Source organism: Curtobacterium flaccumfaciens pv. betae (assembly GCF_026241855.1).
GTDB classification, from domain to species: Bacteria; Actinomycetota; Actinomycetes; order Actinomycetales; family Microbacteriaceae; genus Curtobacterium; species Curtobacterium flaccumfaciens.
On the sequence record NZ_JAPJDC010000001.1, the window covers coordinates 1,633,445 to 1,657,520 of the forward strand.

Below are 24,076 nucleotides of genomic sequence, written 5' to 3' on the forward strand. Positions count from 1 at the left end.
ACCTTCCCGCTATCGTCGAGGAACCGCCGGTCCCCGATCTCGGGGCGAGCAGCGGCCAGGGGACCACGGGGGACACCATGCAGCACCAGCGCGCCATCACCGCACTCACGACGCTCATCGCGACGATCGCCCTGGCGGTGACGCTCAGCGGGTGCACGGCATCGTCGTCGGCGTCACGGACCGTCACACCGGACGCCTTCGAACGCGTCGTCGTCGACGCGTTGGCCGACGTCTCGGATGCGACGCCCGAGGTCGACTGCGGTGCGGACGACATCGCGATCGAGGACGGCGCAGAGGTGCACTGCGACGTGAACACGGCGGGCTACGACGTGGTCTACGACTCGGTGTCGACGATCAGCACCGACGGCGGCGATGACTACCACGTGGACGTGGACGTGGCCGACCAGCCGAAGGACTGATCGGCCACCGCACGGTGTCCGACGACTAGCGGTCGGACGCCTCGACGACACAGCTCTCGACCTGCTGGGCGGCCTTCGAGTCGTCGGCGAACGGCGTCGGCGCGTCCGAGGTGGTGGTGGTCTCGTCGGCGACCGCCTGCTTGGCGACGTCGTTCACGGCGTACAGCGGGCCGTCGAAGTCGTCGGCCGTCGGGTCGGCGGTGGTCGCCCAGATGGTGACCTCGTCGTCGTTCGAGTCGTTGCTGTCCGCCGGGACGATCGCGGCACCGAGGTACCAGCCGCCGTCACCCTTCTGGATGTTCGCGAACTCGGTCGTGTCGTGCGACCCGACGGCCTTGTCGATCATGTCGACGGCGGCGCTGGCGGCCACGTCGCACTGGGCCGATTGGGACTTCTCCTCGGAACCGGGGACCTTGCCGACGGGGTTGATGTTCTGCGCTCCGCCGGGGTCGCAGGCGGTGAGCAGGAGGGCTACGGTGGCGGCGCCGAACAGCGCCGTGACGGTCTTCGCTCGCGTGGACATGGCCCTGAACGTAGGCCGAGCGTGGTGAGCGGCGACCCAGCCAGGAGCGTCCCCCGACGACGGACGGGAGGCCCGGCGCACGTCGTGCCCCGGGCTTCCCGTCCGTCACCTGGTCCCGTTGCCGGACCGGCGTCCCGTCACAGGATCGGGGTGCCGCCGGTGACGGCGACCCGCGCGCCCGAGACGTAGCTGCCGTCGTCGCTGGCGAGCAGCACGTAGACGGGTGCGAGCTCGGCCGGCTGGCCGGGACGGCCGAGCGGCGACTGCTTGCCGAACTGCTCGACCTGCTCCGGCGGCATCGTCGACGGGATCAGCGGCGTCCAGATCGGACCGGGTGCGACGCTGTTCACGCGGATGCCGCGATCGCCGAGCAGCTGCGCGAGCGCGGCGGACAGGTTCGCGACGCCGGCCTTGGTGACGTCGTAGGGCGCCAGGTTCGGCTTCGGGTTGTCGGAGTTCACCGAGCTCGAGCCGATGATCGACGACCCCGGGCCGAGGTGCGGCAGCGCGGCCTTGACGAGGTGGAAGTAGGCGCTGAGGTTCGTCGCGAGGGTGTGGTCCCACTCCTCGTCGCTGATCTCCTCGATCGTCTCGTGGGTCATCTGGTATGCGGCGTTGTTCACGAGGACGTCGAGCCCGCCGAGCTCCGAGACCGCCTGGTCGATGACCGATCGGCAGTACGCGGGGTCGCTCACGTCGCCCGGGAACAGCACGGCCTTCCGACCGGCTTCCTCGATCCAGCGCTTCGTGTCCTGGGCGTCGTCCTCTTCCTCCGGCAGGTAGCTGATGAGGACGTCAGCACCCTCGCGCGCGAAGGCGATCGCGACGGCCTTCCCGATGCCGCTGTCCCCGCCGGTGATGACGGCACGCTTGCCGGTGAGCTTGCCGGAGCCGCGGTACGACTCCTCGCCGTGGTCGGCCTTCGGCGTGAGCTCCTGGTCGCTCCCCGGGGGCTGCTGCTGCTCGGTCATGTCTCTCCCTGTGCTCGGTTTCCCTGGACGTCCCCGATGCTGGGCGGGCGCCACTGAACGCCCGTCCAGGGTCACGGCGTACCCCGTTCCGCGCTCGAAGATGTGTACCCGGCACGACGGCGGCCTACCGTGGCAGCGGATCAGGGAACCGTCACCGCGACGGATGCTCCTCTTCACCAGGGAGCAACGTTGAAGTACGTGAACTACGCGGGTACCGTCCGTGTCCTGACGAGCGACACGATCGCCGATGCGGTGATCCGGTACGCCGCAGCACTGCACCAGAGTCGGCTGAGCGACGTCGTGTCGATCCCGACGGCCGACGACTTCGGGGTGGCGAGCACGATCGAGGTGCTCCTGGCCCCGGCGATCCCGGTCGCCCTCGAGCCGGCTCCGGACGACGACCTCGAACCCGAGGGCGAGGCGTTCCTGCTCGAGCTCGGTCGGCGCACCGAGGCCGTGCTCGCCGTCGACACCAACGCGTCGCCGCCGGACTTCGGGCGCTGAGCGGACGCTCCGCAGGCGCTCCCTACGCCACTGGCCCCTCGGTCAGGTCCGACCGGGTGTCCGCGTGGATCACCTCGTCGTGCTCGAACGCCAGCGCGGCGGCGCGCAGCCGTGCCACGAACACGGTGTCCTCGCGCTCGAGCTCGTCCTCTTCGGCGTCCTCGACGACGAGCTGGCTCGACGGACCGATGAGCACCTTGGTCGTCGTCATGGTGCCGTCGGCGGCCACGGCGGGGATCGCGACGGTGTCCGCCCGGTTGCCGCCGGCCAGTGCTGCGGCGTACTCGATCACGGCGTCGGCCACGTCGTCGCTCGTCAGGATCGTCGAGCGGTCGTACTGGATCTGCTTCATGTCCGGGCCTCCATCTGCACAGCCAACAGGCCGTCGGCTGGCCGTCGTACAGGAACACGGCGCGTCGCTCGTTGCGCCGACGCCGACTTGTCGTCAGGATCATTACGTGCCCGAGACCATGCACCGCCTGCAGCGGGAGATCCAGACCGCCGAGCCGTCGGTCGCGGCCGAGGCGATGGCCCGGACGCACATCACCCACGGGCTGTCGGTCGAACCGACGGACGCCGAGTTCGTGTTCGAGGAGCGCGTGCGCGGCACGGCACTGCTGTCGCTCGAGTCGACCCGGTGCACCGGGGTCCTGAGCGGCACGATCGAGCCGGGCGACGCGATGATGATCTTCTGGATGAAGTCCGGGGTCGCCCAGCTCGACGAGAACACCGTGAAGATCGGCCGCCCGACGCTCTTCCGTCAGGGGCCCCAGCGCTTCCGCTGGATCGCCTGCAACAAGGACGTCCTGCGCATCGACCGTTCGATCGTCGAGCAGGTCGCGGCCGAGCGCGGCGACTGGGCACCCGGTCCCATCGAGTTCCGTCCGCGGCACGTCCCCGAGGGCGCGCCGCTCGCTGCCTGGTGGCTCATGGTGCGGTCCGTCGCGCAAGAGGTGCTGGCCGGACCGGACGCCGTGCCGATCGAACGCGAGCGGGAGCTCGCCCGGTTCGCCGCCGGTGGTCTGCTCACCGCGATCCCGCACTGGCCGGTCGGGCAGCACGAGCCGGCGATGGCCTCCACCGCCCGCTTCGCCCGTGCCGAGACCTTCCTGCTCGAGCACGCCACCGAGCCGATCACCGTCGACGACGTCGCCGAGGCCGCCGGCCTGAGCGTGCGCGGCGTGCAGGCGGCGTTCCAGCGGCACCACGGCATCACCCCGACCATGTACCTGCGCCGCATCCGGCTGCTGCTCGCCCGCGAACAGCTCGAGTCGGGCGACGGGCGGAGCATCGCCGAGATCGCCCGGGCCACCGGGTTCGCCCACCTCGGCCGGTTCGCGGGGAGCTACCGCGAGGAGTTCGGCGAGCTGCCCCGGCAGACGGCGTCCACCGCGCGCGACGGCGCCCGCGCGTAGACGAGCTGCCGCGCGGGCCCGCAAGAATCCCGCAACCGCCCGCCGTCCGGCCGATCGCCGACGATCGTCGCCCTACGTTTGCGCTGCACGGACACGCAGCCACGACGACTGGAGACCCCATGGCCGGCTCAGCAGCACCACCCGTCCCGACCGCGGTCGTCCCGCCGACGACCGATCCGTCGACGTTCGGCCGCCGGCTCGTCGAGGACGCCTCCTACGCCGGTGAGCACTTCGTCTTCACCGCACTGCTCGGATCCCCGCTGCTGCCCCGGATCGTCCGTCGGCTGCTGCTCCGTGCCGCCGGTGCACACGCCGAGTCCGGTGTGGGCACCGGGTTCTCGCTGACGGGCGACCCGAAGCACCTCACGATCGGCCGGGGCGTCTTCTGCAACCGGAACGTGACCGTCGAGGCCGTCGCCCCCGTGACGATCGGTGCGAACACCGCGATCGGGATGCAGGTGCTCATCATGACGAGCCACCACGAGATCGACGCCGAGGGCCGCTGGAGCGACGTCGCGACCGGCCGCCCGGTGGTCGTCGAGGAGCACGTCTGGATCGGTGGCCGCGCCACGATCCTGCCCGGCGCCCACATCGAGCACGATGTCGTGGTCGCCGCCGGCGCCGTGGTCGTCGGCCGCCTGGCGGCGCACGGCGTCTACGCCGGCGTCCCCGCCAAGCGGATCCGCGAGCTCGCCCCGTCCGCGCGGCCGCCGGTGGTGGACCCCACCGCCTGACGGACTGGAGGCGCGTGGCGGCGCCGCCACGTGCCTCCCGTCCGGCGTTGGTGCTGCTTCGAAGACGCCGGCGTGCTGCTGTGACGCCGCCCCGCCGTCGAGACGCCGCCGAATGTGGAGGCGTCTCGACGACCTGGCGGCGCCGGACGAAGACGACGGCGTCTCCGTCCGCGGGGACGCGCACTCTGCCAGCATGATCACGACGCGGGCGACGGCGCCCGCGCAGGACGAGGGAGACCGTCATGACCGTTCGCCTCAACCCCTACCTCGGGTTCCGGAGCGGCGCCCGCGAAGCGCTCGAGTTCTACCACTCGGTCTTCGGCGGCACGCTCACCATCGGCACGTTCGGTGAAGCCGGCATGAGCCAGGACCCCGCCGACGCCGACAAGGTGATGCACGGGCAGCTCGACGGCGACCAGGGCCTGCTCCTGATGGCCTCGGACGCGCCGTCCGGCATGCCGACACCGGCGGAGAGCAGCATCTCGCTCTCGCTCAGCGGCGACGACCACGAACTGCTGACGCGGTGGTGGAACGGCCTCGCCCAGGGCGCGACGATCGTCGAACCACTCACCACCGCGCCCTGGGGCGACACCTTCGGCATGCTGACCGATCGCCACGGGGTGTCGTGGCTGGTCAACATCAGCGGCGCGACGAGCTGAGCGGCACCGAACCCACGCGCGCCGGCACCGGCCACCGCGGCACCCAGCACCGGACCTGCTCGGCGTAGCGGCGGAAGTCGTCGCCGAACCGTTCCGCCAGGTCCGATTCCTCGAGCGGGCGGACGATGCAGTTCCAGACCACGGAACCGGCGATCGCGTAGACGACGACCAGCCACGACGACAGCAGCAGGCCGACGGCGACGCCCTGGGTGATGCCGGCCAGTGCCATCGGGTTGCGCACCGACCGGTACGGCCCGGCGACCACCAGGCGGTTCGCGGTGGCCGAGGGCAGCGGTGTGCCCTCGCCCTTCGTCGACATCGCCGCTGCCGACGCGATGCCGAGCGCGCTGGCCAGCAGGAGCACGACCACACCGACGACGGTGAGGGCGGTGACGTAGGGTGTCGGCAGCTGCGGGTGCAGGCCCCAGCGGTGCTCGGCGAACGCGATGACCAGGGGGAACACCCCGAGGAACAGGCCCCAGAAGACGACGATCTGCAGCACGGTCGCGGTGACGTGCCGGGAACGCGGGGCCGCGGCATCAGCCGTCCGGATCCGCAGCGGGCCGCTCGTCACCCACTCCGTCGGGACCCGTCCGAGCAGGACGAGGGCGAGGGCGACCGTCGAACCCACCGTGGCGGCCAGCATGACGAGCACGCCCCAGCCCGCCTCGCCGATGACGGTGGCCCAGACGCTCAGGGCGACGAGCACCAGGGCGGTCCACACCGTCGTGACCACCGCGGCGGCTCGGACCCCGGCGGCGGCGAGCGCCTAGCCGACGACGAACAGCGGGACGTCGAACACCGCGACGAGCACCGGGTCGAGCGAGCCGAGCGTCGCCGTGCGGATCCACGGCAGCGTCGCGACGGCGATCCACCAGGCCGCTCCGCCGACGGCTTGCAGCGCGTAGTACCGCCGGCCCCAGGACATGGGTGCACGGTAGCAGTGCGCGGCGAGGGCCCGGGCCGTGGCCGCCCTCGCTCCCGCTGGTGGGTCAGTCGGTGTGGTTGATCTGTCCGAGCCAGCGGCCGAAGGACGGGGTGCGCTCGTCGTGCAGGCTGGGCAGGACGGGCTTCGGCAGGCAGGTGCGCTCGTCGGTGACGGTTCCGGTGCCGGTGCTCTTGTGGAGGTCGAGGCTCATGGTGGGCTCCTTCGTAGTCGGTGGAGAGTTCGACACCGGGCGGGGCCGTTCCATTCCCACCCGATGCCGTCGCGGTCCGGTGCAGCGCGGTCCGGCGCAGCGCGTTCCGGTGCGTCGCGTTCCGGTGCGTCGCGTTCTGGTGCGTCGCGTTCGGTTCAGGAGGTGCCGAGCTCGACCTTGATCCAGCCGGGTTCGCGTCGGTCGAACGCCTGGTAGGCAGCGATCGCGTCGGTGATCGGCTCGTGCTCGGTGATCAGGGCCGTCGGGTCGAACTGTCCGGCGGCCACCATGTCGATCAGCGGTGGGGTGACGGAGTGGTGGTCGCAGTTCCCCATCCGCACGGTCAGGTTCTTGAGCATCGCCTCGCCGATCGGGTAGTGCTCGGCCGTCGGTCCGTACACCCCGATGATCCCGATGCGGCCGTACTTCGCCACGCTCGCCACCGCCCAGCGAGCCACCTGCGAGGGGCCGTCACCGGGCTTCCACTGCTGCTGCGCACCGAAGCCGTCGGGCGCGGCATCGGGTGCGACCGCGGCGACCTCGGCGTCGAACGCCGCCGCCTGGTCCTGGTCGACCGCCGCCGGGCCGCGCTTCGGGCGTTCGGCGTCCACGCCGACTGCGTCGATCACGCAGTCCGCGCCGATGCCGTCGGTCAGCGACATGATCGTCTCGACCGGGTCCTCGGCGTTGTAGTCGACGACCTCGCAGTGCTGGGCGAGCGCGGCAGCGAGCCGGGTCTCCTCGCCGTCGACGACGATGACGCGGGCCGCACCCTGCTTGTACGCCGAGGCCGCCGCGAACTGTCCGACGATCCCGGCGCCGAACACCACCACGACGTCACCGCGCGTGACTCCCGCGAGCTCCGCGCCGAACCACCCCGTGGGGAAGATGTCGGACAGCAGGATCGCCTGCTCGTCGGAGACGGTGTCCGGGAGCGGGTGCATGGTGTTGCGGGCCCACGGGACGCGGACGTACTCCGCCTGCATGCCGTCCACCGGTCCGGTCGAGGCCGGGCCGCCGAAGAACGCGGTGCCCGCCTGCGGTCCGTTGCTGTTCGAGCGGTCGCACTGGGCGGTCTTGCCCATCCGGCAGTACCGGCAGGCACCGCAGGACACCGTGGAGTTGATGACGACGCGGTCGCCGGGGCTGAAGCCGCGCACCGCGTCCCCGACCTCGGTGACGACGCCGACGGCCTCGTGACCGAGGATGGTGCCCTCGACCATCGGCGCCATCGTGCCGCGGACGAAGTGCAGGTCGGTACCGCAGATCGCACTGCGGGTGATCCGGACGATCGCGTCCTCCGGGTCCTGGATCGTCGGCTCCGGGACCTCGTCGAGCCGGATGTCGCCGATGCCGTGCCACACGACTGCGCGCATGTCATGCCTCTTCCTGTTCGGGTGCGGGGTTCGCAGGGTCAGGAAACGCGCGAGGGGCTGGGCACGGTCGGAGGCGCATCCGCCCTGCGCAGTCGTCCAGCACCGTCGGGTTGTCTCGACGGCATGAGCGAGCACGACGACGAGCAGACCCGGGCCGACTTCGACGACGCGGTGAACATGACCGCCACCGAGCTGCGGAAGTGGCTCGAGACCGACGAGTCGAAGTCCGTCGGGCAGAAGCCGTCCGGCGGCGGCGAGTCGACCGGCCACGAGAGCGGTCGGCACATCATCCGCATCCTCGAGAAGCACAAGGCCGACCGCACCGACGACGACCTGGCGCACATGCGGAAGGTCGTCGGCTACGTCGCCCGGCACTCGGAACAGCGTCCCGACGGCGACGTGCACGACACCCCCTGGCGGTACTCGCTCATGAACTGGGGCCACGACCCGGAGAAGCACTGACGGCATCGGGCAGAATGGGTGGCGTGAACGAGACGGGCATGCCGCGCTTCCGACGGATCTGGTCGACCGTGCAGGTCGGTGTCCTCGCGATCGCCGTCGCGTTCTGCGTCGTGATGCTCGTGATCGGGCAGGGCAAGCTCGACCGGGTGTACGCGGTCGCCGCGGTGTTCTTCGGACTCGCCCTGGTCGGGCACAGCACCTACCTGTGGCTCGTCGCCCGGGCGAACCGCCGTCCCTGAGCGGGCAGCGCGGGACCGACCGGGTCGGCTGCGCGGGCCCGGCTAGGCGTTCTGGTGGACCCGCAACCAGTCGATCGTCATCTGCTGCGGGAACCGCGTCGAGGCGTCGGGCGAACCCGGCCAGTTCCCGCCGACCGCGACGTTGAGGATCACGAAGAACGGCTTGTCGAACACCCACGTCGCCGAGCCGACGTCGGCCCGGGTGACCGTCCGGTACGCGACACCGTCGACCGTCCAGGTGATCGAGCCGGGGCGCCAGTCGACCCCGTACACGTGGAAGTCGTCGGCGAAGGCTGCTCCGGACGGAGCCGTGTACGCCGCCGAGATGCCCTGCGCGCCGGAGTACCCGGGCCCGTGCACCGTGCCGTGCACGATCCCCGGCTCGTACCCGACGTTCTCCATGACGTCGATCTCCCCGCACGCCGGCCACCCGACCTGCCCGATGTCCGCGCCGAGCATCCAGAACGCCGGCCAGATGCCCTGACCGCGGGGGATCCGGATCCGCGCCTCGATGCGGCCGTACTGCGCGGTGTAGGTGCTCTCGGACTTCAGTCGGGCCGACGAGTACGAGCCGTCGGCCTCGCGGTGTGCGGTGATCACGAGGTTGCCGGCCCCGTCGAGCGCCGCGTTCCGCCGCGAGTCCGTGTAGGTCTGCAGCTCGGCGTTGCCCCACCCGCCGGCACCCAGGTCGTACCGCCAGATCCCCGGGTTCGGCGCGCTGCCGGCCGGGCCGTCGAACTCGTCGGCGGCGAGCAGCACCGGGGCGGCAGCCGACGGGGTCGCTGCCTGCGCCGACCCGTCCGCGCCGATCGCCGTCGCGCCGAGGGCCGTCGTCGCGGCTCCGGCGAGTCCGAGCGTCATGAAGCGCCGTCGATCGATGTGCTGGTCCATGTCGTGCTCCCTGCAGCGCGATGGTGGTGTGGTCGTCGGATCATGCACCATCCGGACGAGTCAGGCCAGGGCCGCACCGTGGTTGATCCGCCCCGCGCAGACCGCAGCCGGCGCCGACGGACCCGTCAGCCGAAGCGCATCGCCAGCGGCACGAGCAGGCCCGCGACCCAGACGAGCACCATCACGAGGGCGCCGACCGCGATGAGCCGTCGGCGACGCCGCAGCTTCGGGCTCCGCTCCTCGCCCCACATCTGTGCACGGACCAGCACCCGGTTCGCCTGCTCGACGACCTTCCGCACCTCGGGGTCGTCGACGTCGAGGACACCGGAGCGGGCGTGCTCGGCGATGACCGCGGCTTCGTCGACGGTCAGGTCGTCCTTGCGCATGCTCCATCTTCGCACCGCGTGCAGGGGTACGACCCGGCTGTGCGGGAACGGACCACGGCCGGGTACCAAGGACACATGGGACATCGGTACCGCGGGAAGATCGTCGTCATCACCGGAGCATCGAGCGGCATCGGGAGGGCCGCCGCACACGAGTTCGCCCGGCAGGGCGCCACGCTCGTGCTCGCCGCACGCGGGCACGACTCGCTCGAGGCCGCAGCCGCCGAGTGCCGGAAGCTCGGCGCCGAGGCGACCGCGATCCCGACGGACGTCGCCGACGAGCACCAGGTCAAGGACCTCATCGGCACGGTGACGACCCGCTTCGGTCGCATCGACGTCTTCGTCGGCAACGCGGCCCTGTTCGTCTACGGCCTGTTCGAGCAGACCCCCACCGAGGCGTTCAAGCGCGTCGTCGACACGAACCTGTACGGGCACCTCAACGCCGTCACGCACCTGCTGCCGCACTGGAAGCAGCGCGGGAAGGGCACCTACGTGCTCGTCGGCTCGATCCAGTCGCTGCTCTCGGCGCCGTACCAGTCGGCGTACGTCACGAGCAAGCACGCGGCCCTCGGCCTGGTCGACGTGCTCGGCGACGAGTTCGCGGGCACCGGCATCAGGTTCACCGCACTGCTGCCGTCCACGATCGACACCCCGATCTACCAGAACGGTGCCAACTACACCGGCAAGACCTCGCACCCGCTGCCGCCCACCGTCTCGGTCGAGCGGGCCGGCCGTGCCGTCGTGCAGGCCGCCACGCACCCCAGGCGCTACCGCTTCGTCGGACGGATCCAGGCGTCGCTCGTGCCGCTGCAGTACGTGTTCCCGGGCCTGTTCCACAAGATCACGAAGCCCATGGTGGAGACGTTCGCGCTCCGTGGCAAGGGCGCCCCGACCGACGGGAACCTCTACGCCCCCGCCGACGCCGCGAACGCGACGAACGGCGGCTGGGTCGCGAAGCGACGGCGCGTCACGCGCCCCGTGCTGTGGGCCGGAGCGCTCGTCGCGGTCGCGGCCGTCGCCCTGCGCCGGCGCCGCTGACGGCCTGGAGGCACGGTGCCAGCCCGCACCGTGCCTCCCGTCCGCCCGTGCGTGCGTGCACAGCCGGGCGCACCTCCCCGAACCGGGCGTACCTGCGGAAACGGGCGTACCTGCCGGAACCGGGCGTACCTGGCGGAACCGGGCGTGCCCAGCGGAACCGGGCGTACCTGCCGTGTTCTTCTTGGCAGGTACGCCCGATCTCGCCAGGTATCGCAGCCGTTCTGGGAAGGAACGGACGGCTAGAAGAGCTTCGCGCTCGCGCGCCGGGCACCCTCGCCGAGGGACTCGAGCTTCGCCGCGGCGATCTGCGGGTGCACGCGGCCGCCGAGGCCGCAGTCCGTGCCGGCGATGACGCGCTCACGCCCGACCACCGACGCGAACCGCTCGATGCGCTGCGCGACGAGATCGGGGTGCTCGACGACGTTCGTGGCGTGGCCGACGACACCGGGGACGATGACCTTGCCCTCGGGCAGGGTGACGTCCTGCCAGACGGTCCACTCGTGCTCGTGGCGGGCGTTCGCGGCCTCGAACGAGTACGCGCCGGCGTCGATGTCGAGCATCAGGTCGACGATGTGGCGGAGCTCGATGTCGGTGGTGTGCGGGCCGTGCCAGGAACCCCAGCACAGGTGGAAGCGCACGCGGCTGGTGTCGAGGCCCCGCAGCGCGTGGTTGAGCGCCTCGACACGGACGCGGGTGAAGGCGCGGTAGTCCTCGATGCTCGGCTCGGGGTTGATCTGGTCCCAGTTCTCGGCGATCGAGGGGTCGTCGATCTGCAGCACGAGGCCGGCGTCGAGGATCGTCGTGTACTCCTCGCGCAGGGCGTCGGCCCATGCCCAGATGTGTTCTTCCTCCGTCGCGTAGTACTCGTTCGCGATGCGGGCGGCGGAACCGGGGGAGAGCGCCGTGATGAAGCCGTTGTCCGCGCCGGCGGCCTCGACCGCGTGCTTGAGGTTCGCGGCGTCGGTGGCCGCGGCCTCGTGGCCGGTGTAGGTGATCGGGCCGGTGGTGGTCGGGAACGCGGTGGCGTTCTTGCCGGTGCCGATGCCCGACTCGGGGTCGGTGTAGGCGTCGTGGAAGATCGTCCAGTCGCGGCGGTCCGGGAAGCTCGTGAGCCGGATGTTCCCCGGCGTGGACCGGACCGGCTGCTGCGAGAAGATGTTCTCGTCGGTCAGGCTCAGGCCGCTGACGCGCTGGAACGAGTAGCCCCACCAGGCGCCGTAGTCGACGCTGTTCGACATCGCCTTGCCGAACTCGCCGTCGCCGGGCTGCGTGATGCCGAGCGCGGTCTGCCGGGCGACGACGTCGTCGACGGCCGCGCTCGTCAGGGCCCGGACCTCGTCGGTGGTCTCGAGCGTGAAGCCGTCGGCGGCCACGGGCCGTGCGGCGTTCGCGGCGATGAGCTCCGGGGTGCGGGGGAGCGATCCGGCGGTGGTGGCCTGGATGCGGTCGGTGTTCTCGAAGGGCATGCGCTGCCTTCCTCTCGATGGGTGCGGACTGTCGGGAGTCGGGGGCCGCGCGCGAGGCTTCGCGGTGCGCTGCAGTGCCACTCTGCCACGAGGGGTCCGGCCCGTTACGTTCCGCGACCACGGCTTCGTGCGGACGCCGAACGACGGGGTCGATGTCGTACGACACCGACTCGGTCGCCTGTTGCGTGCGCGGACAGTTGCAGGCGCGTGCGAACGACAGGATCGATGTCGTACGACGTCGACGGTGTCGTTCCTCGTCGACCAGCCCACCGCCCGCCCCCGCGCACACAACGGCCCGCGCGCGCCGGCCACCGCCCGCCCGCACGACCCCCGCCGACGTACGGCGACACGATCGTCGCGCCGCCGGGCCACGCGTCGTACGGTCGACCCATGAGCACGACGACCCCGGCGAACGCCACGACCCCGACCACCACGACCGCACCGACCTTCGCCGAGTCGTGGACGACGTGGCACGACGACCACGAGCAGGCCCGAGCGAGCGAGCACGGGTTCCTCGCGATCACCAGCATCCGTTGGCTCACCGCCACGCCGGAACGCTTCGAGGACGCACCGGGCAGCTGGTCGACGGACGAGGACGGCCCGGTGGTCGCACTGGCCGAGGACGAGACGATCGAGGTCGACGGGCAGCAGGTCACCGGGACGCACCGGTTCGGCCCGCTGCCCGAGCGCTCGAGCACGAACGTGGTGTGGCGCGACGGCGAGGAGACCGTGGTGATCGAGGTCGCCCGGCGAGGCGGCAGCGACCTGCTGCGCCCGCGACACCCGTCGAACCCGACCCGCGTCGGCTACCACGGCACCCCGGCGTACGCCCCCGCTGAGCACTTCGTCGTGGACGCGCACTTCGAGCCGTTCGACACCCCGCGCGAGGTCACCGTGGGCAGCGTCGTCGACGGCCTGCTGCACGTGTACGAGGCCCCCGGCGTCCTGACGTTCGACCTCGACGGGCCGCGGTCGCTCCTGGCGTTCAACGGGCACGCCGGCGGCCTGCACGTGCTGTTCACCGACCGCACGAGCGGAGTCACGACGTATGCGGCGAACCGGAGTCTCGACATCGCCGCACCGGATGCCGACGGTGCAACCCGCATCGACTTCAACCGGTCGACGAACCTGCCGTGCGCGTACACCCCGCACGCGACCTGCCCGCTGCCGCCCGCCGAGAACCGGCTCGACGTGGCGATCGAGGCGGGCGAGCAACTACCCGCAGCCTGACCGCGGAGCACGCGCGGCCGCCGGGCGCGCACCGACGCAGCCGACCCGTCCACGAGAATGGGGGAGCCATGCCACGACCCACCTCCCGCATCCCGCTCAACACCCTCGCCGTCCCGTTCGGCCTCGCCGGCTTCGCCGAGACGTGGTCGTACGCCGCCCCCGTGCTGCACCTGCCCACCGTGGTGCCGCAGGTGTTCTGGGCGATCGCGGCCGTCGCGTGGGTGTGGCTGCTCGGTGCGCACGCCGTCCGGGGCGCACGCGTCAGCGAACGGCTCGTCGACCAGCTCCGCCACCCGGCGCAGGGGCCGATCGCCGCGCTCGTGCCCGCGACCGCGATGCTGCTCGGCGTCGACCTCGCGCGGTTCGCCCCCGTCGCCGGGCAGGTCGTGGTGCTCGCCGCCGTGGCCACCGCGGCCGGCTTCGCCGCCTGGCTGCTGAGCACCTGGTTCGAGGGCCGACTCGCCCTGGAGTCCGTGCACGGCGGCTACCTGCTGCCGACCGTCGCCGCGGCGCTGGTCGCCTCGGTCGCCACACACGAGGTCGGCGTCGGCTGGCTCTCCTGGCCGGCCCTCGGCGTCGGCGTGTTCTTCTGGGGCGTCATGACCGGCCTGCTGCTCATCCGGCTGGCGTTCCGACCGGCGCTGCCGGGGCCGCTCGTGCCGACGATGGCGATCCTGGTCGCGCCGCCGGCGGTCGCCACCCTGTCGGTGTTCGCCCTCACCGACGGCGCTGTCACCCTGCCCGTGCAGGCCATCGCGGGCCTCGGCGTCCTGATGGTCCTCGTGCAGCTGGCCCTGCTGCCGCGGTACGTCCGCCTGGCGTTCTCGCTCGGGTTCTGGTCGTTCGTGTTCCCGGCCGCCGCGGTCGCCACCGCCGCAGTGGAGTGGTTCCGGGCACTCGCGCTGCCGTCCGCCTGGATCCCCACCGCCGCGTTGCTGGCGCTGCTGAGCGTGCTCGTCGCGGTCGTCGGTGCCCGCTCGATCGGTCTCGCCGTGCACCACCTGCTCGGGCAGGCCGAGCGGACCCTGCACGACGCCGACGACGAGGACGCCGCCCCCGGCCCGGTGACGGGCGCGACCCGCGTGGTCTGACGAGCGGCGCGGTCGGGCCGCGCAGGCGGCGGACGGGAGGCCCGTGGCGGCCCCGCCCCGCGCCTCCCGTCAGGTCGCGGGGACGCGTCTCCAGCCGCTGGTCGCCCGCCAGGCGGGCGCGTCGAAGCGGAAGACGCTGCCCATGCCGGGCTGGTCGAGGGCGCGCGTGATCGGGACGCCGCGCAGGTGGGCCAGGAGCAGCGCGCCGACCGCACCGTGCGACACGATCGTGAGGTCGCCGGTGGCGCAGTGCCGGCGGACGGCCGCGACGATGCGCTCCTGGGCGTCGATCGCCCGCTCCCAGCCGCGGACCGACTGCTCGGGTCGGGCGAAGAACGCGTCGACGACGGCCTCGAACTCGGACGGCGGCAGGTAGCCGGTCGCGCTCCGGTCGATCTCGCCCAGCAGTGGTTCGTGCTCGACCGGCAGTCCGACGGCGCTGGCGAGCAGGTCGGCGGTCTCGACGGCCTTGCGCTCGGTGCTCGAGACGATCCGCCGGGAGCCCGGTGTCCAGGCGAGCCGGTGTGCGGCGGCGGCCCGGACGCGGCCCTCGGGCGACAGCCCCCACGACTCGATCGGGACCGCGGGGTCGACCACCACTTCAGCGTGGGTCAGGAACGACGAGACCATCCGGCGATCCTCGCACGGTGCGAGGTGCGCCCCGGCCCCGTCCCCGGCCCGTCTGGTGCGAGGTTGTCCACTCCGTGCCCGGTCTGTTCCGACGCACCGAGTGGACAACCTCGCACCGAGCGACGCCTCGCGCCGCCCGCGACGCCTCGCGCCGCCCGCCCGCCGCGCGTCACACGGCGACACCGTCGGTCACGTTCCGCAACACCGCTTCGCCGCCCGGCCGAACCGTCCTAGCGTCGCCCCATGACCGTGCCCGACCGCATCACCCTCGTCACCGCGCTGCAGGGCGCCGGCTGGCATCCCGCCGCCTGGCGCGCCGCCGGCTCGGCAGCGCACCGGCTCACGAGCCTCCGGCACTGGCGCGACGTCGTCGTCGAGCAGGACCGGCTCGGAGTCGACGCCGTCACCCTCGAGGACTCCTTCACCGCCGGCCCCACCGACCCCGACGGCGACCTCGACACGTCGACCGTCGTCGGCCGCCTCGACGCGCTCCTCGTCGCGAGCGCGGTCGCCCCCGCGACCCGCGCGATCGGTCTGGTGCCGACCGTCTCGGTGACGCACACCGAACCGTTCCACGTCGCCACGGGCCTCCAGACCCTCGACCACGTCTCACTGGGGCGAGCCGGGTGGCGGATCCAGGTGAGCCCGACGACCCGCGAGGCCGCGCTGTTCGGCCGCCGACCCGGCGGCGACGACGCGGCCACGCTGTTCGACGAGGCCCGCGAGGTCGCCGAGGTCGTCTCCCGCCTCTGGGACAGCTGGGACGACGACGCGATCATCCGCGACGTCACGACCGGCCGCTTCATCGACCGCGACCGCATCCACAACGCGGCGTTCTCCGGTTCGTTCGTCTCGGTGCACGGCGCGTCGATCGTGCCGCGGTCGCCGCAGGGACGGCCGCCGGTGTTCGCGCTGGCACACCGCGCCGACGCGGCAGCGCTGGCCGTGGACGCCGCGGACGTCGCGCTGGTCACGCCCGGGTTCGACGGCCTGGAGGCGCAGGACGCGTTGGCACTCGTCCGTGACGCCGAGCAGACGGCCGGGTCCGACCTCCGTCGTCCGGTCCTCGCGGACCTCGCGGTGCTCATCGGGTCGTCGCCGGCAGCCGCCGCCGACGAGCTCGCCGCACTCGACGCGGCAGCCGGTACCCGGTACGCCGCCGGCTCCGGGTCGGACACGTCCGTCCTCGCGACGACGGTGCCGGACCTCGTGGCACGGATCGGGGACCTGCGGGCCCTCGGGTACGCCGGCGTCCGGCTCCGTCCGCTGCGCATTCCGATCGACTCGACCGCCATCGCCAGGCAGCTCGTCCCGGCGCTCGTCACCGCGGGGCTCCGCGCCGACGTGGCGTCCCGTCCCACCGCCGACCTGCGCACGCGGCTCGGCATCGCGCCGGCGGTCAGTCGGTACGCGCGTCCTGCCGTCACCGGTGCCGGTGTCGGTTCCGTCTCCTCGGGGGTCTCAGCATGAGCGCCAAGCGTCTGGTCCACCTCGCCGCCCACTTCCCGGGCGTCAACAACACCACCGTCTGGAGCGACGACCGCGCCGAGAGCCAGATCGCGTTCTCGTCGTTCGAGCACTTCGCCCGGAACGCCGAGCGTGGGTTCTTCGACTTCCTGTTCCTCGCCGAGGGGCTACGGCTCCGCGAGCAGAAGGGCCGCATTCACGACCTCGACGTCGTCGGGCGTCCGAACACGCTCGCGATCCTCGCCGCCCTCGCCGGCGTCACCGAGCACATCGGCCTGGTCGGCACCCTGCAGACCACGTTCAACGAGCCGGTGGAGCTGGCGAAGCAGCTCGCCACCCTCGACCACCTGACCGACGGCCGCGCCGGCTGGAACGTCGTGACGAGCTCGGACGCGTTCCACGGTGCGAACTTCCGCCGTGGGGGATTCCTCGACCACGCCGACCGGTACACGCGAGCCGCCGAGTTCGTGGAGCTGTCGCGCGAACTCTGGGACTCGTGGGAGTCGGACGCGATCGTGGCGAACGGGTCGGGCGCCGCCGGGACCCTGGCCGCCGGGGCCTTCGCCGATCGCTCCCGCATCCACGACGTCGACCACCACGGCCCGCAGTTCGACGTGACCGGCACGTTCCCGGTGCCGCGCAGCCCCCAGCGGCACCCGGTGATCGTGCAGGCGGGTGACTCCGACGAGGGTCGCGACCTCGCCGCCGGGCACGCCGAGGTGATCTTCTCGCTGCACACCGAGTTCGACGACGCACGGAGCTTCTACGGCGACGTGACCGAGCGACTCGAACGGGTCGGACGGTCGAAGGACGAGCTGCTGATCCTGCCCGGCGCGACCTTCGTGCTCGGCGAAACGGCGGACGAGGCCGAGGAACGTTCCCGGGCGATCCGCCGCGCCCAGGTCAGCCCGGCGACGGCGATCGCGTTCCTCGAACAGGTGTGGAACCGTGACCTGTCGTCGTACGACGTCGACGGGCCGTTGCCCTCGATCGAGCCGGACCTGGAGGGCGCCGACATCACCCGTGGCCGCGTCCGTCACACCCGCGACGTCCCCGCCCTGGTGCAGTCCTGGCGGGACCTCGCCGCGGCCGAACACCTGTCGATCCGTGACCTGGTCATCCGGGTTTCGACCCGCGGCGGCTTCGTCGGGACGCCCGCACACATCGCCGCCGAGATCGACCGGTACGTGCAGGAGCGCGCCACCGACGGGTTCGTCGTCGTGCCGCACACCAACCCGTACGGGCTCGACGAGTTCGTCGACCGGGTCGTCCCGCTGCTGCAGGAGCGCGGCGTGTACCGGCAGTCGTACGACGAGGGCGCCACGCTCCGCCAGACGCTCGACCTGCCCGGACGGGTCCTCGACCGGCAGCGGGTGCTCGCATGAGCCCGGTCCCGCTCTCCGTCCTCGACCTCGTGCCGGTGAGCAGCGGGTCGACCCCCGCCGAGGCCCTGGCGAACACGGTCGACCTCGCGCAGCGTGCCGAACGTGCCGGGTACGCCCGGTACTGGCTGGCCGAGCACCACCTGAACCCCGGGGTCGCCGGCAGCGCACCGACGATCGTCATCGGTGCGGTCGCCGCCGCCACCTCGACCATCCGGGTCGGCAGCGCCGCGACCCTGGTCGGCAACGTCCGCGGGCTGCAGATCGCCGAGACCTTCGGCACGCTCGCCGCGCTGTACGGGCCGCGCATCGACCTCGGGCTCGGCCGCTCAGGAGCACCAGCACCCGGCACCCCGAAGCCGCCGTCGCTCGCCCCGCGGACCGACCAGGTCGTCGACGGCCTGCTCGTCCCCGCGCCGTTCGAGTTCCGCATCGCGCCGGGCAGCCGGTTCGCCCTGCAGGGGGAGCTGCTCGGCCGGGTGCCGGGCGACGTCGACCGGTTCGCGGACGAACTCGACCTGATCCGCGGCCTGTTCGCGGGCACGTGGTCGCGGGACGGCGCGGTGATCGAGGCCCCGCCGTCCGCGGGCGCAGCCGTCGAGCTGTGGATCCACGGCTCCACCGGCGGCGAGAGTGCCCGGATCGCCGGCGCGCTCGGCCTGCCGTACGGCGCGAACTACCACACGTCGCCCGGCACGGTCCTGGCGTCGGTGCAGGCCTACCGCGACGCGTTCTGCCCGGGCGTGCTCGACGCGCCGCACGCCATCGTGTCGGCCGACGTGCTCGTGGCGCCGACCGCGGCCGAGGCGGACCAGCTCGGGACCGGGTACGCCCAGTGGGTGCACTCGATCCGCTCCGGCGTCGGGGCGATCGAGTACCCCACCCCGGACGAGGCTCGAGCGGCGCGGCTGCCGGACGATGCCGCCGCGTCGGTGGCGGACCGGCTCGCGACGAGATTCGTCGGCGACCCGGCACACGTCGCGGAACGGCTCGAGACGCTCCGACGGGTCACGGGAGCGGACGAGTTGCTCGTCACGACGATCGCGCACGACCACGACGCCCGGGTGCGCTCCTACGAGCTGCTCGCCGCGGAGTGGGCGGCGCGCGCCGACCTGCGGGAGCCGGCGGCCGCCGCGCGCTGACCGACGCGGAACGACTCCGTCGCTGTCGTCCGACAGCGACGGAGTCGTTCGTGCGCGCAGCGCACGGTGCGGGCCGGGCACGGGGTGCGGAACCGGGCACGGGGTGCGGAACCGGGCACGGTACGGCCTGGAGGCACGGTGCCAGGCCGCCACGGGCCTCCCGTCCGCACCGTGGTGGCGTCGCGGACCCGTCCCGTGTTCCGGGGCGAGCACAGCTCGAGTGGTGCGTCCCGAGCGACATCGTCGCAGTCGTACGACGTCGACATCGTCGTTCCTGCTCGTCCGCGAAAGCCCGCGCACGCAACGAGCGACACCACCGAGGTCGTACGACCTCGACGGTGTCGCTCTGCATCAGCACCAAGCACGAGCACCAGGCATCAGCACCAGGCCCCGATGCGCCGAACCGGGGCGCGCGGCCTCAGCTGTTGTCGAGCGGCAGACCATCGGGGTTCACCTCGGACGTCTTCACGGCCTCGTTCGACAGGTTGTAGGCCGCGAGCCACTTCGCGTAGGTGCCGTCCTCGATGAGCTCGTTGATCGCCGCCGCGACGGGCTTCGCGATGCCGCTGTCCCGCTTCGTCGTCGCGGCGATGAGCCCCTGCAACGAGGAGCCGGCGCCGGAGTACGTGCCCGCGGTCTTCGTCGGCTTCGCGGTGCTCTTGCTCTGCGTGTTCTGGTAGGCGATCGTCGGGTTCGGACCGAAGTAGGCGTCGATCTTGCCCGAGTCGAGTGCGAGCCTGACCGCGTTGCCGTCCGGGTAGTACTTGATCGTGAAGTCCTTGCCCTTGGACCGGAGCTCCTTCTGCCACTCGAGCAGGATGTTCTCCTGGTTCGTGCCGGAACTGACGGACAGGGTCTTCCCGGCGAGCACGGACGGGTCGCCGTCGAAGCGCAGCGAGCTCGACGCCAGCACCTGGAACGCCAGGTTGTCCTGCCGGTACGAGGCGAAGTCGTACTTCTCCTTGCGCTGCTCGGTGACCGTGACGTTCGAGAAGCCGGCGTCGTACTTGCCGCTGTCGATGCCGACGAACAGGTTGTCCCACGTGGCGTTCTGCACGTCAGCGCGCAGCCCGAGCTTCGCGGCGACGAGCCGTCCGAGGTCGGGCTCCGAGCCGGTGATGGTCTTCTGGTCGTCGCCGGTGAAGGCGAGCGGCGGGAACCCGGCGGGCAGAGCACCCACGCCGATCGTCAACTTGCCGGACTTCCGGACGGCGGCAGGGAGCGCGTCGTGCAGCTTCGTGTCCTCGGTGACCTCGAGGGTCGTCTCCTTCGCGGCACCGTTCGAGGCGGCGCCGATGGTGACGGAGCCGTCGGGTGCGCCGCTCGTGTCGGCGGAAGCGCCCGCGGAGCACCCGGCGAGGGCGACGACGACGCCGGCTGCGAGGACGAGGAAGCCGGCGCGGTTGCGCCAGCGGGCGGGGGTGATCGTGGACATGGTTCTCCTTGGGGTGCGTGCGAGGATCAGGGATCGGGTCAGGGGTCAGCGGACGCGGGACAGGAAGTCGCGCGTGCGGGTGTGCTGCGGGTGGTCGAGCACCTGGGCCGGCGGCCCCTGCTCGACGACCCGCCCGTGGTCGAGGAACACGACGTGGTCGGCGACCTCGCGGGCGAAGGCGATCTCGTGCGTGACGATGACGAGCGTGGTGCCCGTGTCCGCCAACCCCCGGATGACCCCGAGCACCTCGCCGACGAGCTCCGGGTCGAGCGCCGAGGTCGGCTCGTCGAGCAGGACCACCGACGGCTCGAGTGCCAGCGCCCGCGCGATGGCCACGCGCTGCTGCTGCCCGCCGGAGAGCTGCCGCGGCCGGGTGTCGCCACGGTCGCCGAGTCCGACGCGCTCGAGCAGGGCCGCCGCGCGGGCGCGGGCCACGGCACGGGGGACTCCGGCGGCGATCGGCCCCTCGGCCACGTTCTCGAGCGCGGTCAGGTGCGGGAACAGGTTGAAGTGCTGGAACACGAAGCCGATCCGCGACCGCTGCCGCAGGATGTGCCGCTCGGGAAGCTCCTTCCAGCGGGGGACCCCGTCGCGCCCAGTCCGGAGTCGGACGCCGATGGGCTCGCCGCCGACGGTGACGACCCCGCGGTCGAGCGGCTCGAGGTGGTTGATCGCCCGGAGCAGCGTGGACTTGCCGGAACCGGAGGGGCCGAGGACGACGGTCACGCTGCCGGACGGCAGCGACAGGTCGACGCCGTCGACGACGACCGTGTCGCCGAACGCCTTGACGGCCCCGTGGATCGCGATGGCGGCGCTCATCAGATGCTCCTCTCGTCGGTGGTGGAAGCAGCCCCGGACGCGACCGCGCGCTCGGCGACGGCTGCCTGTGTGCGGCGACCCGCGCCTCCAGGCCGTCCCCGACCACGTCCGGTGCCGCCGCCCCGCAGCACGCTCCGCACCCGCTGCCACGGTGTCGGCGGCAGCGCCCGGACGGAGCCGCGGGCCGTCCAGCGCTCGACGTAGTACTGCACGACCGACACCGCGCTGGTGAGCACGAGGTACCAGATCGTGGCGACGACGAGCAGCGGGATGATGTCCGTCGGGTAGGTGCTCGACAGGTTCTGCACCACGCCGAACAGGTCGAGCAGCGAGACGTAGAACAGCAGCGACGAGGCCTTCAGCAGTCCGACGACCTGGTTGACGAACGCCGGGACGATCGACCGCAGCGCCTGCGGCAGGATCACCCGCACGAACTGCCGGCGACGGGGGAGCCCGAGCGCCTGCGCGGCCTCGTGCTGGCCGTGGTCGACGGCGAGCACGCCGGCGCGGACGATCTCCGACGCGTAGGCGATCTCGCTGAGGCTCAGCCCGATCACACCGATCGCCAGGTCGCCGAGCACGTTGGCGGTCGGCACCTGGAACTGCGGCCCGAAGGGGATCCCGATGCCGATGGTCGGGTACAGCGACCCGAGGTTGTACAGGAAGACGAGCACCAGGATGAGCGGCACCGACCGGAACAGCCAGACGTACCCCCACGCGAGCCCGGACAGCACCGGGTTCTGCGACAGCCGTGCGATCGCGACGACCACACCGCCGGCGAAGCTGATCACCGCGCTCAGCGCCGTCGCCGTCAGCGTCAGCTGCAGTCCGGTCAGGACGGCGGGGCTGAACAGCCACTTGCCGACGGCGGGCCAGCCCCACTGCTCGTTGGTGAACAGCGTCTCGACGAAGTTCAGCAGCACCACGAGCACGAGGGCCGCGGCGATCCACCGCAGCGGGTGGCGCAGCGGCACGACGGGGCGGTCGAGTGCGGCGTGTCCGGCCGCGTCGATGGTCGCGGTCTCCGGCCTGGAGGCGCGGCTCGGCTCGGGCGTCCGGCCCGCGTCGTCGACGCTGGTCGCCTCCCGCTGCGGGGCCCTGGTGGTGTCGGTCATGTCGCGACCGTAGGAGGCCCGAGCGGCGCCGACAACGCCTCGCGCAACACCCCGCCACGCGACGCAACACCCGGCCATCCGGCGCAACGCGGCGTCACAGAACGCCTGCCCCGCGTGACGTTCCGTGACGGCGGACGGAGCGCTACCGTTGCGCCATGACAGCGCATCGTGTGACCGCCCCGGTGCCCCCGGCGGACGGCACCAAGGTGAAGGGTCCGGCGTCGTACTTCCCGAGCATCGAGGCGACCTACGGGCGCCCGGTGCAGGAGTGGCTCGACCTGGTCGCGGACCGGCTCGACGGCCACCAGCACATGGAGGTCGTCGGGTGGCTCAAGTCCGAGCACGGCCTCGGGCACGGGCACGCGAACGCCCTGGTCGCCTACGTGAAGCACGCGCTGGCCTCCTGAGCCGACGTGCGGTGCGGTGCCGTGGCGGGTGTCGCTCGCGCTGCTCGTTGCGTGGTGCAGCGGGTGTCGGTGGTCGTTCCTAGCGTGGTGGGGTGGCCGAACCCGTCGATGCGTGGTGGCGCCGCCGACAGTGGTCGCGCGGCGAAGCGGTGCCGTACGCCGTCGGACAGTTCCGCGCCGACTGGGCGCCGTACCCGGTGCTCATCCGGCAGTACCACCCCGACTGGAACCACGGCGTCGTCCTGACCCAGGTCCCCCCGGCGGCCGAGGTCCTGCTCACCTGGGAGTGCGACGTCGGGCACGTCTTCGTCGCGACCCCGTCCGAACAGCGGTCCCGTCCCGGCCGTGAGCGCCGTCGCTCCGTGTGGTGCCCCGAGTGCGCGGTGCAGGCCCACCCCCAGCGGTGGCCGGTGCTGCCGTCGGACTGGCCCCAGACGGTGCCCGTGCCGCAGCGGGTCGTCCGGAGCGCCGGACGACAGACCCTGCCGGCGGCTCCGGTGCGCGGGGTCCCGGCCGGAGCCGTCGCGTCGAGCCGTGCCCGCTCTCGTCGGCCCGTCGCCGGGTCGGCCGGGTCGGCAGGCTCGGCCGGGTCGGCCGGTGGTGCACCCCGTCGGACCGCCCAGTCCGCTCCCCGCACGATCTGCCCGAAGACCCCGCGGCTGCCGTCGGGTGAATCGTTCACGAGCGTCTGCGCCCCGGCGACGGCCTCGGCGGTCGAAGCCGAACTCCGGGGCATGCTGTCCGAGCGGTTCGCGTTCACCTACGACCACTCCGCCATCCGACTCGACCGGCCGTTCTTCGACCACGTCGAGGCCTGGCCGGACATCATCCTGCCCGAGCTCCGCGTCGCCATCGAGTACGACTCCACCGGTCGGCACGGGCTCGAGCACGTCGGCCCGCGGCAGGAGACCGACCGCAGGAAGGACCGAGCGATCCGTGCCGTGGGGTGGGAGGTCGTCCGCATCCGCACCGGGCGGCTGCCGGCGCTCGGCCCGTACGACCTGCAGGTCTCGGGAATCTCCGGCCGGACCGTCGAGCGGCTCGCGGACACCCTGCGCGAGCTCCGGGGCGCGCTGTTCGTCGACGCCTACGCCCGGTGACGCCGCCGATCGGGGTACAGGCGCGGCGGCACGGGGTAC

General features: G+C 72.3%; 29 protein-coding genes. 15 read left to right on the top strand and 14 right to left on the bottom strand.

Going from position 1 to position 24,076, the window contains the following annotated elements; genetic code table 11:
• The first annotated feature begins 77 nt into the window (after positions 1-77).
• Positions 78-419, top strand: coding sequence for a hypothetical protein (locus ORG17_RS07715; protein WP_214527771.1), 342 nt, complete (start codon positions 78-80; stop codon positions 417-419).
• 25 nt (positions 420-444) lie between these two features.
• Here the strand turns inward: ORG17_RS07715 and ORG17_RS07720 are convergent, their stop codons facing one another.
• Positions 445-942 (bottom strand): hypothetical protein, encoded by a 498-nt coding sequence (locus ORG17_RS07720; protein WP_027465412.1) that lies wholly within the window; start codon positions 940-942, stop codon positions 445-447.
• 137 nt (positions 943-1,079) lie between these two features.
• Positions 1,080-1,913, bottom strand: a complete 834-nt coding sequence (locus ORG17_RS07725) for an SDR family oxidoreductase (RefSeq protein WP_111057716.1) — start codon at positions 1,911-1,913, stop codon at positions 1,080-1,082.
• A 189-nt stretch (positions 1,914-2,102) separates the two neighbouring features.
• On the opposite strand from ORG17_RS07725, the gene ORG17_RS07730 reads away from it, so the two are divergent.
• Positions 2,103-2,417 carry a hypothetical protein gene (locus tag ORG17_RS07730; protein WP_071244494.1) on the top strand — a complete coding sequence of 105 codons (315 nt, stop codon included), beginning with the start codon at positions 2,103-2,105 and terminating at the stop codon, positions 2,415-2,417.
• A gap of 22 nt (positions 2,418-2,439) precedes the next feature.
• Here ORG17_RS07730 and ORG17_RS07735 read toward each other — a convergent pair whose 3' ends face one another.
• Entirely contained in the window at positions 2,440-2,769 is a 330-nt protein-coding gene (locus ORG17_RS07735; RefSeq protein WP_214527770.1) for a hypothetical protein, read from the bottom strand.
• A gap of 106 nt (positions 2,770-2,875) precedes the next feature.
• Here ORG17_RS07735 and ORG17_RS18330 point away from each other — a divergent pair, with 106 nt between their 5' ends.
• The 3 genes from ORG17_RS18330 to ORG17_RS07750 all read left to right on the top strand — a co-directional run bounded on the left by ORG17_RS18330 (position 2,876) and on the right by ORG17_RS07750 (position 5,225).
• Positions 2,876-3,832: an AraC family transcriptional regulator gene (locus tag ORG17_RS18330; protein WP_214527769.1), complete on the top strand. Its 957-nt coding sequence runs from the start codon at positions 2,876-2,878 to the stop codon at positions 3,830-3,832.
• Positions 3,833-3,951: 119 nt separating this feature from the next.
• Positions 3,952-4,566 carry a DapH/DapD/GlmU-related protein gene (locus ORG17_RS07745; protein WP_051596707.1) on the top strand — a complete coding sequence of 205 codons (615 nt, stop codon included), beginning with the start codon at positions 3,952-3,954 and terminating at the stop codon, positions 4,564-4,566.
• A gap of 242 nt (positions 4,567-4,808) precedes the next feature.
• Positions 4,809-5,225, top strand: a complete 417-nt coding sequence (locus tag ORG17_RS07750; protein ID WP_027465416.1) for a VOC family protein — start codon at positions 4,809-4,811, stop codon at positions 5,223-5,225.
• Here the strand turns inward: ORG17_RS07750 and ORG17_RS07755 are convergent.
• From ORG17_RS07755 to ORG17_RS07770, 4 genes are all read right to left on the bottom strand, one after another.
• A complete protein-coding gene (locus tag ORG17_RS07755) occupies positions 5,206-5,961 on the bottom strand; it encodes a methyltransferase family protein (protein ID WP_301565235.1) in 756 nt (251 codons plus the stop codon). The two genes, ORG17_RS07750 and ORG17_RS07755, sit on opposite strands and share 20 nt — an antisense overlap.
• A 33-nt stretch (positions 5,962-5,994) precedes the next feature.
• Entirely contained in the window at positions 5,995-6,153 is a 159-nt protein-coding gene (locus tag ORG17_RS18335; RefSeq protein WP_301565234.1) for a hypothetical protein, read from the bottom strand.
• 64 nt (positions 6,154-6,217) lie between these two features.
• A complete protein-coding gene (locus ORG17_RS07765) occupies positions 6,218-6,364 on the bottom strand; it encodes a hypothetical protein (protein ID WP_155896806.1) in 147 nt (48 codons plus the stop codon).
• Positions 6,365-6,519: 155 nt separating this feature from the next.
• Entirely contained in the window at positions 6,520-7,740 is a 1,221-nt protein-coding gene (locus tag ORG17_RS07770; RefSeq protein WP_214527768.1) for an alcohol dehydrogenase catalytic domain-containing protein, read from the bottom strand.
• 123 nt (positions 7,741-7,863) lie between these two features.
• Between ORG17_RS07770 and ORG17_RS07775 the strand changes: the two genes are divergently transcribed.
• A complete protein-coding gene (locus tag ORG17_RS07775; protein ID WP_214527767.1) occupies positions 7,864-8,202 on the top strand; it encodes a DUF3140 domain-containing protein in 339 nt (112 codons plus the stop codon).
• A 23-nt stretch (positions 8,203-8,225) separates the two neighbouring features.
• Positions 8,226-8,441 (top strand): hypothetical protein, encoded by a 216-nt coding sequence (locus ORG17_RS07780; RefSeq protein WP_138803199.1) that lies wholly within the window; start codon positions 8,226-8,228, stop codon positions 8,439-8,441.
• Positions 8,442-8,483: 42 nt separating this feature from the next.
• Here the strand turns inward: ORG17_RS07780 and ORG17_RS07785 are convergent, their stop codons facing one another.
• The gene (locus ORG17_RS07785; protein ID WP_214527766.1) at positions 8,484-9,332 is read right to left on the bottom strand and encodes a glycoside hydrolase family 16 protein; all 849 of its coding nucleotides are present in this window, start codon (positions 9,330-9,332) and stop codon (positions 8,484-8,486) included.
• 125 nt (positions 9,333-9,457) lie between these two features.
• Positions 9,458-9,718, bottom strand: a complete 261-nt coding sequence (locus tag ORG17_RS07790) for a hypothetical protein (protein ID WP_027465422.1) — start codon at positions 9,716-9,718, stop codon at positions 9,458-9,460.
• Between the two features lie 75 nt (positions 9,719-9,793).
• Between ORG17_RS07790 and ORG17_RS07795 the strand changes: the two genes are divergently transcribed.
• Positions 9,794-10,753 carry an SDR family NAD(P)-dependent oxidoreductase gene (locus ORG17_RS07795; protein ID WP_214527765.1) on the top strand — a complete coding sequence of 320 codons (960 nt, stop codon included), beginning with the start codon at positions 9,794-9,796 and terminating at the stop codon, positions 10,751-10,753.
• A 239-nt stretch (positions 10,754-10,992) separates the two neighbouring features.
• Here the strand turns inward: ORG17_RS07795 and ORG17_RS07800 are convergent, their stop codons facing one another.
• Positions 10,993-12,219 carry a cobalamin-independent methionine synthase II family protein gene (locus tag ORG17_RS07800; protein WP_214527764.1) on the bottom strand — a complete coding sequence of 409 codons (1,227 nt, stop codon included), beginning with the start codon at positions 12,217-12,219 and terminating at the stop codon, positions 10,993-10,995.
• 390 nt (positions 12,220-12,609) lie between these two features.
• Here ORG17_RS07800 and ORG17_RS07805 point away from each other — a divergent pair, with 390 nt between their 5' ends.
• Together ORG17_RS07805 and ORG17_RS07810 are read left to right on the top strand one after the other, a co-directional pair.
• Complete coding sequence (locus ORG17_RS07805) at positions 12,610-13,449, top strand: DUF1684 domain-containing protein (protein WP_071244514.1); 840 nt, start codon at positions 12,610-12,612, stop codon at positions 13,447-13,449.
• Between the two features lie 68 nt (positions 13,450-13,517).
• Positions 13,518-14,540, top strand: a complete 1,023-nt coding sequence (locus ORG17_RS07810; RefSeq protein WP_027465426.1) for an SLAC1 family transporter — start codon at positions 13,518-13,520, stop codon at positions 14,538-14,540.
• 69 nt (positions 14,541-14,609) lie between these two features.
• On the opposite strand, the gene ORG17_RS07815 is transcribed toward ORG17_RS07810, so the two are convergent.
• On the bottom strand, positions 14,610-15,170 hold the full coding sequence (locus ORG17_RS07815; protein WP_214527763.1) for a histidine phosphatase family protein: 561 nt from the start codon (positions 15,168-15,170) through the stop codon (positions 14,610-14,612).
• Positions 15,171-15,413: 243 nt separating this feature from the next.
• Here ORG17_RS07815 and ORG17_RS07820 point away from each other — a divergent pair, with 243 nt between their 5' ends.
• Genes ORG17_RS07820 through ORG17_RS07830 form a run of 3 tightly spaced genes read left to right on the top strand, consistent with a single transcriptional unit; the run spans position 15,414 to position 19,161 of the window.
• Positions 15,414-16,640 carry an LLM class flavin-dependent oxidoreductase gene (locus ORG17_RS07820; RefSeq protein ID WP_214527762.1) on the top strand — a complete coding sequence of 409 codons (1,227 nt, stop codon included), beginning with the start codon at positions 15,414-15,416 and terminating at the stop codon, positions 16,638-16,640.
• Positions 16,637-18,022, top strand: a complete 1,386-nt coding sequence (locus tag ORG17_RS07825) for an NtaA/DmoA family FMN-dependent monooxygenase (RefSeq protein ID WP_214527761.1) — start codon at positions 16,637-16,639, stop codon at positions 18,020-18,022. The genes ORG17_RS07820 and ORG17_RS07825 overlap by 4 nt, the downstream gene beginning before the upstream one ends.
• Positions 18,019-19,161: an LLM class flavin-dependent oxidoreductase gene (locus tag ORG17_RS07830; protein ID WP_214527760.1), complete on the top strand. Its 1,143-nt coding sequence runs from the start codon at positions 18,019-18,021 to the stop codon at positions 19,159-19,161. Before ORG17_RS07825 ends, ORG17_RS07830 begins: the two co-directional genes overlap by 4 nt.
• Positions 19,162-19,579: 418 nt before the next feature.
• Here ORG17_RS07830 and ORG17_RS07835 read toward each other — a convergent pair whose 3' ends face one another.
• Genes ORG17_RS07835 through ORG17_RS07845 form a run of 3 tightly spaced genes read right to left on the bottom strand, consistent with a single transcriptional unit; the run spans position 19,580 to position 22,530 of the window.
• Positions 19,580-20,596 carry a transporter substrate-binding domain-containing protein gene (locus tag ORG17_RS07835; protein ID WP_214527759.1) on the bottom strand — a complete coding sequence of 339 codons (1,017 nt, stop codon included), beginning with the start codon at positions 20,594-20,596 and terminating at the stop codon, positions 19,580-19,582.
• Between the two features lie 45 nt (positions 20,597-20,641).
• A complete protein-coding gene (locus ORG17_RS07840; RefSeq protein ID WP_214527758.1) occupies positions 20,642-21,415 on the bottom strand; it encodes an amino acid ABC transporter ATP-binding protein in 774 nt (257 codons plus the stop codon).
• The gene (locus tag ORG17_RS07845) at positions 21,415-22,530 is read right to left on the bottom strand and encodes an amino acid ABC transporter permease (protein ID WP_214527757.1); all 1,116 of its coding nucleotides are present in this window, start codon (positions 22,528-22,530) and stop codon (positions 21,415-21,417) included. Before ORG17_RS07845 ends, ORG17_RS07840 begins: the two co-directional genes overlap by 1 nt.
• Before the next feature lie 155 nt (positions 22,531-22,685).
• Between ORG17_RS07845 and ORG17_RS07850 the strand changes: the two genes are divergently transcribed.
• Together ORG17_RS07850 and ORG17_RS07855 are read left to right on the top strand one after the other, a co-directional pair.
• Complete coding sequence (locus tag ORG17_RS07850) at positions 22,686-22,937, top strand: DUF4287 domain-containing protein (protein ID WP_214522219.1); 252 nt, start codon at positions 22,686-22,688, stop codon at positions 22,935-22,937.
• 92 nt (positions 22,938-23,029) lie between these two features.
• Positions 23,030-24,037, top strand: a complete 1,008-nt coding sequence (locus ORG17_RS07855; RefSeq protein ID WP_214527756.1) for a hypothetical protein — start codon at positions 23,030-23,032, stop codon at positions 24,035-24,037.
• Positions 24,038-24,076 lie beyond the last annotated feature (39 nt).